At 39.8% G+C, this 14,626-nt stretch carries 12 protein-coding genes; all 12 read right to left on the bottom strand.

Annotation, left to right across the window (positions count from 1 at the left end):
- Positions 1-2 precede the first annotated feature (2 nt).
- Entirely contained in the window at positions 3-1,511 is a 1,509-nt protein-coding gene (locus tag LG336_RS11210; RefSeq protein WP_404332608.1) for a tripartite tricarboxylate transporter permease, read from the bottom strand.
- Between the two features lie 36 nt (positions 1,512-1,547).
- Positions 1,548-2,054 carry a tripartite tricarboxylate transporter TctB family protein gene (locus tag LG336_RS11205; protein ID WP_404332607.1) on the bottom strand — a complete coding sequence of 169 codons (507 nt, stop codon included), beginning with the start codon at positions 2,052-2,054 and terminating at the stop codon, positions 1,548-1,550.
- Between the two features lie 62 nt (positions 2,055-2,116).
- Complete coding sequence (locus LG336_RS11200) at positions 2,117-3,109, bottom strand: tripartite tricarboxylate transporter substrate binding protein (RefSeq protein ID WP_404332606.1); 993 nt, start codon at positions 3,107-3,109, stop codon at positions 2,117-2,119.
- 314 nt (positions 3,110-3,423) lie between these two features.
- A complete protein-coding gene (locus LG336_RS11195; RefSeq protein ID WP_404332605.1) occupies positions 3,424-4,218 on the bottom strand; it encodes an enoyl-CoA hydratase/isomerase family protein in 795 nt (264 codons plus the stop codon).
- Positions 4,219-4,238: 20 nt separating this feature from the next.
- Complete coding sequence (locus tag LG336_RS11190; RefSeq protein WP_404332604.1) at positions 4,239-5,450, bottom strand: CaiB/BaiF CoA transferase family protein; 1,212 nt, start codon at positions 5,448-5,450, stop codon at positions 4,239-4,241.
- Between the two features lie 199 nt (positions 5,451-5,649).
- A complete protein-coding gene (locus LG336_RS11185; protein ID WP_404332603.1) occupies positions 5,650-6,291 on the bottom strand; it encodes a GntR family transcriptional regulator in 642 nt (213 codons plus the stop codon).
- A 267-nt stretch (positions 6,292-6,558) separates the two neighbouring features.
- A complete protein-coding gene (locus tag LG336_RS11180) occupies positions 6,559-7,926 on the bottom strand; it encodes a (Fe-S)-binding protein (protein WP_404332602.1) in 1,368 nt (455 codons plus the stop codon).
- A gap of 22 nt (positions 7,927-7,948) precedes the next feature.
- Positions 7,949-9,385, bottom strand: a complete 1,437-nt coding sequence (locus LG336_RS11175) for an FAD-binding oxidoreductase (protein WP_404332601.1) — start codon at positions 9,383-9,385, stop codon at positions 7,949-7,951.
- Positions 9,386-9,401: 16 nt separating this feature from the next.
- Entirely contained in the window at positions 9,402-11,297 is a 1,896-nt protein-coding gene (locus LG336_RS11170; protein WP_404332600.1) for a sigma 54-interacting transcriptional regulator, read from the bottom strand.
- Between the two features lie 117 nt (positions 11,298-11,414).
- On the bottom strand, positions 11,415-12,122 hold the full coding sequence (locus LG336_RS11165) for a hypothetical protein (protein WP_404332599.1): 708 nt from the start codon (positions 12,120-12,122) through the stop codon (positions 11,415-11,417).
- Between the two features lie 31 nt (positions 12,123-12,153).
- Positions 12,154-13,320: a pyridoxal-phosphate-dependent aminotransferase family protein gene (locus LG336_RS11160; protein ID WP_404332598.1), complete on the bottom strand. Its 1,167-nt coding sequence runs from the start codon at positions 13,318-13,320 to the stop codon at positions 12,154-12,156.
- Positions 13,321-13,765: 445 nt separating this feature from the next.
- Positions 13,766-14,530 carry a sulfite exporter TauE/SafE family protein gene (locus tag LG336_RS11155; RefSeq protein ID WP_404332597.1) on the bottom strand — a complete coding sequence of 255 codons (765 nt, stop codon included), beginning with the start codon at positions 14,528-14,530 and terminating at the stop codon, positions 13,766-13,768.
- Positions 14,531-14,626 lie beyond the last annotated feature (96 nt).

Here is a 14,626-nt window from a genome sequence, read left to right as displayed (position 1 = left end):
GGTTACGACGCAATTGTTTTATCGCCCCTAAGTTTCCCTCTTCTGTAATTGATCCATTTTTTAAGTAAAGGATAAATGATACTAGTTACCGCAAGAAGTAATAAAACCAAGCTGATTGGGCGTGTGAAGAAAATCGTAAAGTCATTATTAGCCATTTGCATGGCTCTTCTAAATTGGTCTTCTGCAATCGGTCCTAAAACAACCCCTAATACAATTGGGGCAAGCGGGAACTTTGCATTTTCTAGGAAATACCCAATTACACCGAATAACAACATAACGCCAACATCAAAAATTGAATTTCTAACTGCAAAAGTTCCTATGATACAAAAAAGTACAATTAGCGGGCCAATAATCGAGTACGGGACTCGTAATATTTTAGAAAAAACGGAGATAAACGGCTTTGCTATCAATAGGATTAATAAATTGGCAAATAATAGCCCAATTAAGATGGTGTAAACTAACGAGCCTTGGGTTTGAAACATTAGTGGGCCTGGCTGAATTCCATGGAGAATAAATGCCCCAAGTAAAATGGCTGTTGTAGCACTCCCTGGAATCCCCAATGAAAGTAAGGGAACCATGGCTCCCATAGCAGCGGCATTATTTGCCGATTCAGGAGCGGCAACACCTTCTGGGATCCCTGTTCCGAATTCCTCAGGCTTTTTTGACCAACGTGCTGCTTCACTGTAGCTTAACATTGCCGCAGTTGTAGCACCGATACCCGGCAAAATACCAATGAAAATCCCCAATAGGGAGGACCTACCAATAACATTCGAAATCCGCTTCATTAATCCCCAACTAGGAAGCTCGGTCCTAACCTTCTGCTTCGAGGTTTGCCTTGGTCTTTTTTGAACTTGCCGAAGAACTTCTGATATAGCAAATAAACCAATCAATACTGGGATAAAGTCAATTCCAGACATTAACTGACCTGATCCGAATGTGAACCGGGGAGTCCCTGTCATTGAATCTAGACCAATAGTTGCAATGAATAAACCAAATGCAACTCCAATAAACCCTTTAACTAGATTTCCTGCACTCAAAGAAGCAACCACTGTTAACCCCATTAATGCTAAGGCAAAGTATTCAGGGGCAGAAAAGCTTAATGCAAATGTAGCTAATAGAGGTGTCAAGAAGATTAAAACAATTGTCCCTATTACCCCTCCAGTCGCAGAACTAAAGATGGAAACACCTAAAGCTTTCCCTCCTTCTCCTTTTTGAGCCATTGGGTAGCCATCAAAAACAGTCGCCACCGCTTCAGGTGTTCCAGGTGTCCGGAAAAGAATGGCGCTTATACTTCCGGAGAATACAGAAGTCGCATATATGGATGTTAATAGTAGGAAAGCAGCTGTTGGATCCATTGCATAGCTGACGGGTAAAAGAATTATTACCAACATTGTACCGCTTATCCCGGGAATCCCACCGCCGATAAAGCCCAAGAGAATCCCGGCTATTAAAATAAGAAGATTGAACGGGTCCAGTAAATTCCCTATTCCTCCTAACAGGCCATCAATCATCAAGTTCACCTCTTTTTAATTAGTAGTGATATAAGATTAATAGAACAGTAAACTAAATGTACTAAAAATACCTACTCCTCTTGGAAATGGTGTGTTTAGTAAAATGGGGAATAGAACAACTGCACCAGCAGTAGCTAACAAACCAGTCAGAAGACCCCGTGTCCAGTTCTTAATCCCAAAGATTAGGGACAAAACAAAGATAAAGACCACTGTATCAATAATGAACCCTACATACTCCAGCAGAAGGGTATATCCAATAAGCGCACCTAGTAAAAAGAAAAACTTTTTAGGATAAACTAAATTTTCCTCTTCGTTAGCTAAATCTTCAGCCTCTTCGTTTGCTGTTTTCACCAGATTTCTCTTATTTGAGAACGTTTTTATAAATAATACAATTGACAATACCAGCATGATAATCATTAGCGCTGCCGGCCATGAACCTGGTGCTATTAAATCCCCGGCTCGATTTTCAATTTGAAATGACATCACCAGAAAAAACAGCGAAAAGGCGATCATGACAATAGAAATATATCGTTCTAGTAACATGTCTTTCCTCCCCTTAATGGAATATAGAAAGGCAGGTTCCCCTGCCTTTCTATCTACTTTTACTAGTTCTCTAAAATCTTTTTATAGGTCCCAATTAATTTCTCTAGTTCAGCATCGTATTCCTCAGAACCTAACCAGCCATCACGAAGATGTAGATAGCTTGCTTTTTCATATTCCTTGTAATCTGAAGCATCCTTTGCTTCTTCCAACGCTTTTTCTAACACTTCCACGATTTCAGGTGGTGTATCCTTATGGACCATAAATCCTCGACCTTGTCCATCAGTAACATCAATACCTAGATCAGTTGAAATTGGAACATCTTCAAAGCCTTCCATTTTAGTATCCGTAAAGGCAATCAACATTTTAATGGATCCATCCTCTAATTGTGCCACGGATGGCCCTGGTTCTTCCGCAATGACATCAATATGACCACCGAGTAAAGCTGCTGTCATTTCTCCAGATCCATCAAAAGATACATAGTTAAAATCAGTTCCCGTCGCTGCTTCAAACTGAGCTAAAACTAGTTCATCAAATCCCTTTGCTCCTGTTCCACCGACAGTAATTTCACCGGGCTTTGCTTTTGCTTGAGCAATTAAATCATCGATATCTTTAAATTTACCGTCACTTTTTACCTGCAGTGTCATCGTATCGTTCTGCACACGGCCAATTGACTTAAATACGCTCATATCGTTTGGTTCTGAACCAGATGCAATATTGACAGGATGGTTGGAAGTCATGGACCAAATCGTATATCCATCTGCTGGCTTTCTGGCTACATAATCAGCAGAAGGGATTCCAGCGGCACCCGGCATATTGACAACATTTATATTTACACCGAGAATCTCTTGTAATTCCTTTGTAATGGCACGAGCGAAATTGTCACTTCCTCCACCTGCTCCAAAACCAACGACAACTTCAATTTGTCTCTCAGGATAATTATTATCCTTTCCGCCTTCCCCTTCAGAAGAAGAGCCCGTTTCGTTTGAGTTACACGCCGTTAATAACATTGCAAATGCTAGTAGAATAATTAAAAATGATAACCTTTTTATCCTCATAATTTACCCCCATTTTTATAATTCTTCACTTACCTTTTTCTTTCACTCTCGGCTATGATTTCTCACATTTTAACGCTACCTCGGAAAGCGCTGTCATTTACCACCTATACTAAAATTGTTAGGTCACCCCCATAAGGAATCTCTTTTTGTAATTTTAGTAATTTTCTAATTATTAATTATGCAATTATTGTGCCAAACGTAGAAACCTTGTTCTATGGTTACATAAAAGTGAAGGGATATTACTTTTGTTCCAATATGAATCGGCCGATATCATAATGCCTGTTTCAAAAAGAAACAATCATTGCTGTGTTAAACTACGAAAATTTGAAATTTGGTTTTCTCTTCTCAAGAAAAGCACTAACCCCTTCACGATAATCTTCTGAAACGAACGATTCCAAAACTAGTTCAGATATTTCTTCAGAATCTGATACATCACCACTAAGAACCCGGTTTATGATGGTTTTAGAACCTCTTACAGACATTTGCGCGTTTCTACAGATAAGGTGGGCAAATTCGTATGTTCGTTCTTCGAGTTCAGATTTTGCTATGATTCGGTTAATAAGGCCCATTTGGAGAGCTTCTTCTGTATCGACGATTCTTCCTGTAAATAAAATATCCTTGGCGTTTGAAGGACCGACTAAATCAACGAGATTTTTCGTACCTGGTGTATTGTATATCAACCCGAGTTTTGCCGGTGTAATTCCGAAACGACCTGATTCGTCCGAGAAACGGAAATCACAAGCAACGGAAATTTCACATCCTCCACCTACACAAAACCCAGAAATCATGGCAATACTTGGTTTAGGGCTTTTTGCAATTTTCTCCTCGAGGATCATAGTTGCATCGTTATACTTTTCTGCACCCTCTGCTGTGTAACGGACTGTTTTAAACTCGCCAATATCGGCACCTGCCGAAAATGCAACCTCGGTTGTACTGCGGAAAACCATTACCTTTACATCCTTATTATCATTACACTGGTCAACTAACTGAGCTAGATCGATCCACATATCGTAGGTCAGTGCATTTCTTTTTTCAGGACGATTAATGTAGATGGTTCCTACACCATTTTCCACTTGCAAATAAACTTTCTTTTGATCCGTTTTACTCACCAGGTCCATCCCCCCACTTGTTATTTTTGAACTGTTTGCGAGTATTGTTTTACTATCCCTTGTTCTATTAATCTTTGAATTTTCTCCGAAGAGTACCCTATCTCTTGAAGAACGGTTTCACTATGTTGTCCATGAAGCGGTGCCGGAGTGTTGATCTCTACTTCTGTTTCAGAGAATTTTGTAGGAGAACCAATTACCTTCATTTTCCCTATGACTGGATGTTCTAACTCTTTTATCATATCCCTCGCTAGATAATGCTCATTATTCAACGCTTCACCAAAGTTATTAATTGGACCGGCTGGAACCCCAGCCTGCTCACATTTCTCAATCCAGTAAGAGCTATCTTTCTCCATGGTGATTTCTTCAATTTCACGCTCTAATTCCTCAACATGAACATGACGAAGCGAATTGGTTAAATATCGCTCATCTCTCACCCATTCAGGTTTTCCGAGCACGTGATTACAGAGCTTCTCCCAAGTTCGTTGGTTTGCACAGCCAATCATCATATAAGCATCTTTGGCTTTAATTGCCTGATAAGGTGCGGATACACGGTGTCTATGACCTGTTGGTTGCGGGATTGTTTGATTAGAAAAATACGCTGCCGCTTCCCATGTAAACCATGGGAGTCCAATTTCGGCTAATGAAATATCAACCATTTGTCCTTTTCCAGTTTTCAACTTATGGATATAGGCAGCCAAAATCGTATAAACCGCGGTGATTCCTGCGCCAATATCATAAACGGCAATACCCGATTTTAATGGGCGTCCCACCGGCTCCCCTGTCATACTCATTAGCCCTGTCAACCCTTGGGCAACAAGATCAAACCCACCTTTATGCGAGTATGGTCCCGTTTGACCATAACCTGAGATTGAACAATAGATAATCCCCTGATTAAGTTCTTTTACCTTTTCATAATCGATTCCTAAGGATTTCGTTACCCCTGGTCGAAAGTTCTCAACAAAAACATCTGCTTCCTTTATCAACTCATAAAAAACTTCTTTTCCTTCTTCTGATTTTAAATCAAGGGCGATACTTTTTTTATTTCGATTGATCTGGTAAAAACAAGTAGATTCTCCATTGACAAATGGTCCCATCTGACGAGAATCATCTCCACCTTGGAGTTTTTCAATTTTTGTCACCTCAGCACCCAAATCAGCAAGGACCATCGTACAATATGGACCTGCCATGATTTGAGATGCATCCAATATTTTCGCTCCTCTTAGAGGACCCAATAAAAAAACCTCCTTTTCCTCACTTCACTTTTCTATTTTTATCCTTCTTCTCTTCGCTTTATATGTATACTGTATACAGGATACGCCTTTATTGTAATGGGCGTGATTTTAAAAGTCAATTGAATTTTCTAAAAATTAAATTTATTATTCTGAAGCAAATAAAAAAGCAAACATCTCTAGGGGAAATGTTTGCTCTCTTCTATAGATCTTCTAAACCTCTTTTTTGGTCATTAAGCATATGAGTTTCAACCACCTGGATGGACTTTTCTATATCCCTAGCTTTTAGGGCCTCTATTATTTCTTTATGCTCCTCGTAAATCTCCATGTTATTTTTTGCTTTTTTATTAATATTCGCTCGATAAATTAACAATAATGATCGGACATAATTTAATAATTGAATCATTCTTGGATTTGGACAATAATTCATGAGTAATTCATGAAATTGGGTATTTAGTTCCAGAATTTTAAAAGGATCCCCCTCTTGTATCGCCGTTCCCGATTCAGTCAGTACAGCTTCAATTTCAGGGAAATCTTCTTCTGGAATTAAGGTTACAATGGATTTGATCACTTCTTTTTCTAAAACAATCCGTGTTTGATAGAGATGAAGAAAATCTTCTTTATTGATTTCAACAATTCGCATAGTTGAATGCTCTTGGATGATTAATCCCTCAGATTGAAGCTGTCGTAAAGCCTCCCTCAGCGGTGTTCTACTAATCTCATACTGATCAGCCAGCTTTGACATGATCACTTTTTCACCTGGTTGTAGTTTCCCCGTAACGATAAGTTTCTTTAACTCCCTATATGCTTGTTGATATAAAGGTTCAGGAATGTTTAAACCCAATTCGATCCCTCGCTTCTCTCTATTCTTATACTATTCTTACGGAATGTGTATACAGTATACAATTAAATCATAGATTCCTTTGATTTAGTTGTCAAACTTTTTAATTTTTAAGGCTCTTTTAACCAAAATCGGCCATAAAAAGCTCTGTCCAAGGTGGCTGTTGATATCCGCTCCAATCAAGATGTGAATACATTAACACAGCCATTATAATTGAAATAACCCAAGGATATTTCCTTGGGCAATTTGTGTTTGGTTCCAACACTTTTTTTAATTTGGGCTCTTTGCTTCTGCTCTTTCAATCGATTCAACTAAATAATCGACTACATGTTTTGTCTCGATGACGCTTTCCATTCCTTCCCGATAAACGCCTAATTTCATTTGCAGATAACAGCCGGGATTGGCGGTAATTAGTACGGCTGAATTGGTTTCTTTTACTTTCTCCATTTTCTTATCCAAGATTTCATTCGCTAACTCAGGCTGAAGCATGTTATAAATTCCTGCTGACCCACAGCAATATTTTTTCTCAGGAAGGTCAACATATTCGGCATTAGGAACCTTTTTTACTAGTTTAGCAGGAGCATCCTTGACCTTCATAACATATTGCAAATGACAGGAAGGTTGATAGGTGACGCGTTCTCCACGTCCAGCTAACTCTGGTAATTCACCTTTTTCAACGACAATTTCACTGATGTCACGAATTTTTTCGGAAAACTTTTTCGCTCTCTCTAACCAAGCTGGATCATCACGGAAAAATTCCTCGTACTCAACTAATGCTGCACCACATCCACCAGCATTTGTAATAATGTAATCGACATTTGCATTCTCAAATGCAGCAATATTGGCTTTTGCTAATTCAATCGCTTTATCGGATTTCCCGCTATGATGGTGCAAGGCACCGCAGCACACCTGTGCCTGTGGAGTGACGACATCAAAACCTGCTTTAGAAAGCAGCTTTATTGAATTATCATTTGTATCTCGGAACATTACGTCCATTATACACCCTTGGAAAAATGCGACTCGACCTCGGGTTTCCTTATTATCGTTTGCCCTCGGTGTATATTCAGGGTGGTGCTTTCGCTTTGAAGGTGGCAAAATCTCTGGCATGATTCGTTCCATTTGTTGCATTTGCTCTGGGAAAAACTTCATAATACCGACCGCTCTTGTTACCTTTTGGAGACCACTTTTTTGATACATCCATAACAAATTCCCTACTTTGTTAAGATTCTTTTGGTCTCCTAATACCTTATCAAAAAAGAAGTCTTTTACACTTCGTACCGGCTTTGCAGTTCTTTTAATATCGTTCTGACTTGTATCGATTTTCACGCTCCGCTCATGGAATGAGTTCATTTCCGTTGCCGCGGCGATTTGTTCTTTTGCCATCATTATAATGTCTGGAACCTGGACATCCATTGGACAGGCGTCTACACAGGCCGAACAAAGAAGACAACGGTCCAACTGTTCCTTAATTTCTTGGTTTACAGGAATTTCTCCTTCTAGAACACTACGGGCCATTAATACCCTGCCTCTAGGTCCATCTGCTTCACGTCCAGTAATATTCAAGGTTGGACATACGCCGCGACATGCTCCACAACGTACGCAAGTATACATTGACTCTTCAGGTGTTAGTAGTTTCAAAGTTTTTCACCTCGCCTTCTGCCTAGTTCGGGAGTGCCATTTTCCCTGGATTTAATATATTGTTCGGATCAAGTGTTTTTTTAATTGCACGCATAATGTCCATTGCTGGACCATGCTCCACATCCATATACTTCGCGCGAACAATTCCTACCCCATGTTCGGCAGTGGTGGTGCCCTCCATTTTGATTGCAAGATCATGGATATCATCAATCATTTTTTGAACATTTTCCATTTCCACTTCGTTATTGCTGTTAACTACTGGACCGGTATGCAAATTCCCATCCCCTACATGCCCGTAAATTCCACAGACAATTCCGTATCGATCAGCAATATTATGAATCTCACGCAAGGTTTCTGGAAGTCTTGAAATCGGTACACAAATATCCTCGCCTCCGTATACACGGAAGCCTCCTGGCTTTAACAGACCTACTGCGGCACCGACAAGCTTCCTTGCCTGCCAAAGCTTTTCACACTCTTCTGGTTCATCGCTGAATCTAGTATAACTAGCATAGGTTTCAACAACCTTTTTTAAGCGGGTTACTTGCGAAGATACTTCCTCCTTCGCCCCATCTACCTCGAATACAAGGATGGCTTCATTATCAATCGGTAGATTTAATTCTGGTTTCATCATATTGACAGCTTTCGTACAATTAAAGTCCATGATTTCAATGGCCGATGGCTGCAGCCCTGATGAAAACACAGCATTTACCGCGGCACCTGCATCTTCCAATTGCTTAAAAGAACAAAGAACAATGCCTCGGGTTACCGGTAGTGGCAGAAGCTTTAAGCGAAGTCTCGTCACAATCCCTAATGTACCTTCAGATCCAATCATTAAATGGGCCAAATCATAACCAGAAACTGATTTCAACGCCTTAGATTTTGCTCCCCCAGTTACGATGACCTCTCCTGTTGGAAGGACTACTTCCATTCCAAGTACATAATGCCTTGTTACTCCATACTTTACCGCTCTCAACCCACTTGAGTTATTTGACACCATCCCGCCAACTGTACACATATTTGCACTTCCTGGGTCTGGTGGAAAACGCAACCCGTATGGTTTCAAAGCCTCGTTCAAATCATTTTGTACGACTCCAGGCTCAATGATGACCTGCATATTACGATGATCAATATCTAAAATTCGATTCATTTTTGATAGATCAATCACAATTCCACCCTTGGTTGAAACCGCTCCACCTGTTTGCCCAGTGGCAGCCCCTCTTGGATAGATAGGGATATTATGCTCATTTGCTAATTTTACACACTGGCTTACTTCTTCAGTCGATAGAGCAATGACTGCAACCTCTGGTTTTCTAGGGTTCAGTTGTGTTTCAAATGAAGCATCGTAGGAATACGTAATCATATCTGTGTTCCTTGTTAATACACGTTCCTCACCAAAAATCTCCTCTAGCCTAGAGATGATATTTTTATCTAAAGGAGGTCGTGCCATAGTCTCTGTCATAAATATTCTCCTTTTATTAATTATTAATCTTTCTCCATAATGTAGTTCGACCAATCCCTAATATTTTCGCTGCTTCCGTCTTATTTCCGTTTACCTGATTGAGGACATCAAGAATATACTCTCTTTCATATTCTTGTAGCTTCCCATTATCTTGTTTTTCTTCGTTGATCTGCTCTTGCCGCTTTGTTTTTAACTGGAGAAAGTCTTTCCCACCAGCAAGTAGGACGGTTTCTTTATTAATAACCTCCCCATGAGAAAGGATCATTGATCTTTCGACAATATTACGTAGCTGACGTATATTTCCAGGCCAATGATAGCTTTGGAGAACCTCCATTGCTTCACTATCAAACCCCGTGATATTTTTATGAATACTTTGTTCTAATTCTCCAATAAAGTGGCTACATAAAAGTGGTAGGTCTTCTTTCCTTTGTCGTAATGGCGGAATCAGGATATCTAAAATATTTAAGCGATAGTAGAGGTCAGCACGAAATTTCCCATCTTCGACCATATCCTCGAAGTCTCGGTTAGAAGCGGCAATGACCCGGATATTGATAGGAATAACCCTCTCATCCCCAATGCGCATGACCTCTCCTTCTTGAAGAACCCTTAAAAGCTGTGCCTGAACGGATTCTGCTAACTCACCGATTTCATCAAGAAAGATGGTTCCTTGATGGGCTAATTCAAAAAGACCTGTTTTCCCTCCCTTTCGAGCACCTGTAAAAGCACCATCTACGTAGCCGAATAGTTCACTTTCCAGTAAATTTTTCGGAATGGCTGCACAGTTCACTGCAACAAAGGGACCATCCGCACGTTTGCTTAAGCTATGAATTAAATGGGCGAAAACTTCCTTTCCCACACCTGTTTCCCCAGTCAATAAAACGGTGGAGTCTACTTGAGAATACTTTTTCACCTTTTCAATGGCATTTTGATAGGAGCGGCTTTTTCCAACAATATTCTCGAGATCATACTTCGTAACATGGCCTCGGTGCAGTAACTTCTTCCGAATTTCTTGTTCTTGTTGTTGAAGTTTCTGTAACTCTTGGAAGGTACAAACCGCTCCAAAAACCTTATTCTCATGAAGAATTGGGATTCGATTGGTAATAATCTTGACACCGTTTTCATCTTGAATTCGATTTAGTTCTTCTTTTCCAGTTGTGATAACCTTCCCCATCCTCGAGTTAAGGAGGATATCATCAATTCGTTTGCCAATCACTCTTTCATACGGAATGTTCAGAATCCTTCGCGCAGAAGGATTGCAGACTGTAATAATCCCCTTCTCATCAACAGCGATAACCCCATCCGCTATAAAATCAAGGATGGCTTGAAGTTGTTTCGTCCGTTGCTCTTCAGTATGGCGAACTTCAAGCAAACTCTTTGCCTCTTGAATTGCTTGAATAACCGATTCTACTCCGGAGCTAAGGACCACAGTTTTTACATTTGGATTTGGTACGTTCTTAATGAAAACACTTTTTCCGATTAGAACATCAATGTTTTTATCCACCAAACTATGAACAGCCTTTTCAACTTCCTCCACCGACTGAATCACATATTTTTCAATGGTGATTCCCAATGCCGATTCAATCGCCTCAACCCCTTCTAGAATTACCGCTGTGTCAGCAATACCAATTTTATCTCCTAATTTTTGCGCCTCGACTATGGTTCGCAATAAATCATATCCGGTTATGGGAATTTGAACGACGGGAATATCTAGATTGGATTCAATAATTTTTAAGCCTAAGGTTCCTCGGCTAATAATAATCTCCGTACCACTCTTTACAAGTCGCTTTGCCGTGGCAATCGCTTCATCAAAATTCACTTTTCGTACGAGGAAGTTTTCGCCCGTTTTCCTGCATGCCTCTTTTGCCACAGGAATGATTTCATCAATTGGAGATAGAATAGCAATTTTCGACATATTCAAAACACCTCTAATTTCCCTTTTTTGAGACAATCCTTAATTCTATTCTAATCGATTGTGTCTAAATGTTAAGAAAAATTAGATAATTATTCCGAAATATTTCCTTCATTCTAATTAAACACTATTTTTATCTGGAATTTGTAGAGTGTTGATTTTTACTACACTTTCAACCTGACCAAGAGGTCCTGACGGGGAAATCATCCCAATTGCTCCGCCAAGCTCATATAAAAAGGTTGTAAGCTTTCGCTTTTCTTCTATATCAAGCTGTTCGAGTGCTTCTCCACTTAAAATAATCCCATATCCGACCAAACTATCATTAAAATAGTCCATCAAGTAGTCACAAAGCCGTTCCACCTTCTGTTTCCCGTTCAATACTCCACTTAGCTCAATATAAATGGTCTCTGGAATTGTGAATTCGATGGTCCCCTTGCCTAAACATTTAGCCATTGCTGCTGGAGAAACCTTAACTGAAATCGCACCAATGCTACCAAAGGCACCAATCTCGCCTTCAACACCAGTAATCACCATTTCTCTCAGAGATTCCACCTGTATAGATACAGTACTTTCTCGCTCCAACAACTCCACACCATACTTCTTACTGAAACAAATAACTTCCACACTGTTATTGAGTGGGTTCTGTACAATAAAAGTTGAAGAGGGCTGAAGGACCTTCTCATACTCTAAGTCATAAAATTCTTCTATTATACTTAAAATGCTATCACCTGATAACAACAGAATATCTGGAACGAATCTGATTCGTTCTCCAGGAATAACCGAATCAAGTTGGGCCTTTTTAGCTAAAGCTTTCTCAATAATATTCACCCATCCCATCCCTCCTTAGGAAAGGAATTTTCTAACAATAAGGATTCTCTAGCCAATGCCTTTGAGCACCGGATACGCCAGCTCCAAGCTCAACCTCATGCCCGCTTTTCTTAAGCGCCAGCTCCATCGCCGCAAACATCTTCAACATATCTGCCGCATCCGTATATCCCATATGCCCTAGTCTAAGAATTTTATTTTTCACTTTTCCTAGTCCTCCTCCAAGGGCAATGTGGAACTCCTCTCGCATCATTTTTCGGAATTCATCCGCGTTGTCTAATTTAACAGCTGTTAAGGTTGGGCTTGCTGCGGAATCGTCTACTAGTAATTCAAGTCCCAGTGCCCGGACGCCAGCACGTGTCATATCACGGAGTCCAGCATGGCGCTTGAATTCATTTTCAATTCCTCCACCTCTTTCAATCATGTTGCATGCTTCTCTTAAACCACAAACCAGAGCAATGTTCGGTGTATAAGGAGTTCCCACCCCAGATTCTAACCCTTTTTTATATTCCTTTAGATCAAAATAGAAAGATGGACAATGCTGGTTTTCAATCACCTTCCAAGCTTTCTCACTCATTGTGATAAGAGCGATACCTGGAGGGAGCATGAGTGCTTTTTGTCCACCGGTTGCGACAATATCAATTCCCCATTCGTCCATATATAATGGTGTGCCGACAATCGAACTAACAGCATCCACCATAAAAATGGCCTCAGTTTCTTTAACGATTGCGGCAATTGCTTGGATATTATTGATTGCGGATGTAGAGGTTTCACAATGGGTTGCAAAAACAGCCTTTGCTTCTGGGTTCTCTTTTAACGCCTTACGAACATCCTCTGGATCAACAATTTCTCCCCACTCAGCTTCCACACGGACCACCTTGCAGCCTATATGATTCGTAATCCCTTGCAGGTATTCCCCAAAATAACCGACAACACAAAGAATGATTGTATCATTAGGGCCAACAGTATTGATAATGGCCGTTTCTAATGCGGAGGCTCCACTTGATGTAAGCGGAATTATAAGATTTTTGGTTTGGAAAATCATCTTTGATTTTTCGATTGTTTCCTGTAATACCTCTTGGAAAACAGGATTCCGATAGTCCATCATTGGATGATCAAAGCTTTGTTGCATCGCTATTTGAATTTCTTTTGGTACTTGCACAGGTCCTGGTAATCGTAAATCCATCTTTTCTTTAAACATTCGATTCTCCCCTTAACGATAATTTTTAAAATTCTTTACTCTTATTAATGCAATTTTCATGCCAACCCTTAAAAGTCCTTATTAATCCCATTGTAACGATGGTAAATTTGTTTCGTGTTTCATTTCGAAACAAACCGAAACAGATAATTGAAACAAAAAAAGAGTACCAAGTATCATCCATGTAATGAATAATTCTTGGTACTCTTCTTTAAAAGAAAAGAGCTTTATTAAAGGCTGTTTTCGTAAAGATTGTTGTTAAAATTGTAAAAATCTTAGTGCCGATTTTTACTACTTAAAGCCGATTTTAACGTAAGGTAAGGGATTTTTTACGTTATAGTAAGTTTGCAAGCTCTTTTCTATAATAAAAACCAATTTTGCGGTGAAAAGAAGCTTCATCCATCCTATTTTGTATTGAAAAACAACAAAGTTTTAGAAAAGAGCCTTATTAAATCAACTTTAGTCCACTTAATAAAATCATCACAGCCATGATAGCCCTTAACGGTTTTGCAGGGATTTTGGCTGATAAAGTACTCCCGATGAGAACCCCAGGGATAGAACCAACTAAAAGATTTACCGTAAGCATATAATCAATGTTCCCAATGCCAGCATGCATTAACCCCGCAGCTGTAACCAAGAAGAACGCATGGGCAATGTCGGTTCCTACCAGTTCCGTTGGAGTCATTTTATATAAGTACAACATGACCAATGCAAATAATGAACCTGAGCCAATTGAAGTTAGCCCAACCAAGAAACCTAATGCTGCACCAATTGCAATGGTCAACGTCCGTTTTTCCTCCAATGGCTTCATTTGTATTGGATTAAATTCAAACCTTCCCTTCATGAAGGTTTTTACCAACGTAGCCATGGCAACAAGTATTAGCATATATCCTAAGGCATGCTTAATGATTTCCTCTTGATTGTTAAAAAAAGTATCAAAAAGCCGCAACATAGCTACTGCTAAGATTGCACTTGGTATGCTTCCAATTGCTAGGTATTTCATTAGTTTAAAGTTTATGGTCTTTTGTCGCCAATGCTGCACCGATCCAAAGAATTTGGTAACCGAATTATAAGCAAGATCCGTTCCCACAGCTACTGAAGGGTTGATTCCCAATAGGATTAAAATTGGAGTTAAAAGGGCTGCTCCCCCAACGCCTGTTAATCCAACCATAAATCCAACAAAAAGACCCATTACTATCATTCCAACACTCATTAGGCGCACACTCCCAGAACCCTTTTTTACATACCACCAATTTATGTCAGGGTTATTAGCCTTGTTACCTAATAAGATGTTTATAAACGCCCATTC

This window comes from Mesobacillus maritimus, assembly GCF_044803185.1.
GTDB lineage: Bacteria > Bacillota > Bacilli > Bacillales > Cytobacillaceae > Mesobacillus_B > Mesobacillus_B maritimus_B.
The sequence above is the reverse complement of the archived record's forward strand: the minus strand, read 5'-3'. Positions and strand labels throughout refer to the sequence as shown.

Bases quoted from the DNA above. Each gene is read 5' to 3' on its own strand.
- LG336_RS11175 (WP_404332601.1), bottom strand. From the start codon at position 9,385: ATGACAGAGACTATGGCACGACCTCCTTTAGATAAAAATATCATCTCT.
- LG336_RS11200 (WP_404332606.1), bottom strand. From the start codon at position 3,109: ATGAGGATAAAAAGGTTATCATTTTTAATTATTCTACTAGCATTTGCA.
- LG336_RS11170 (WP_404332600.1), bottom strand. From the start codon at position 11,297: ATGTCGAAAATTGCTATTCTATCTCCAATTGATGAAATCATTCCTGTG.
- LG336_RS11155 (WP_404332597.1), bottom strand. From the start codon at position 14,530: ATGAGTGTTGGAATGATAGTAATGGGTCTTTTTGTTGGATTTATGGTT.
- LG336_RS11210 (WP_404332608.1), bottom strand. From the start codon at position 1,511: ATGATTGATGGCCTGTTAGGAGGAATAGGGAATTTACTGGACCCGTTC.
- LG336_RS11205 (WP_404332607.1), bottom strand. From the start codon at position 2,054: ATGTTACTAGAACGATATATTTCTATTGTCATGATCGCCTTTTCGCTG.
- LG336_RS11160 (WP_404332598.1), bottom strand. From the start codon at position 13,320: ATGTTTAAAGAAAAGATGGATTTACGATTACCAGGACCTGTGCAAGTA.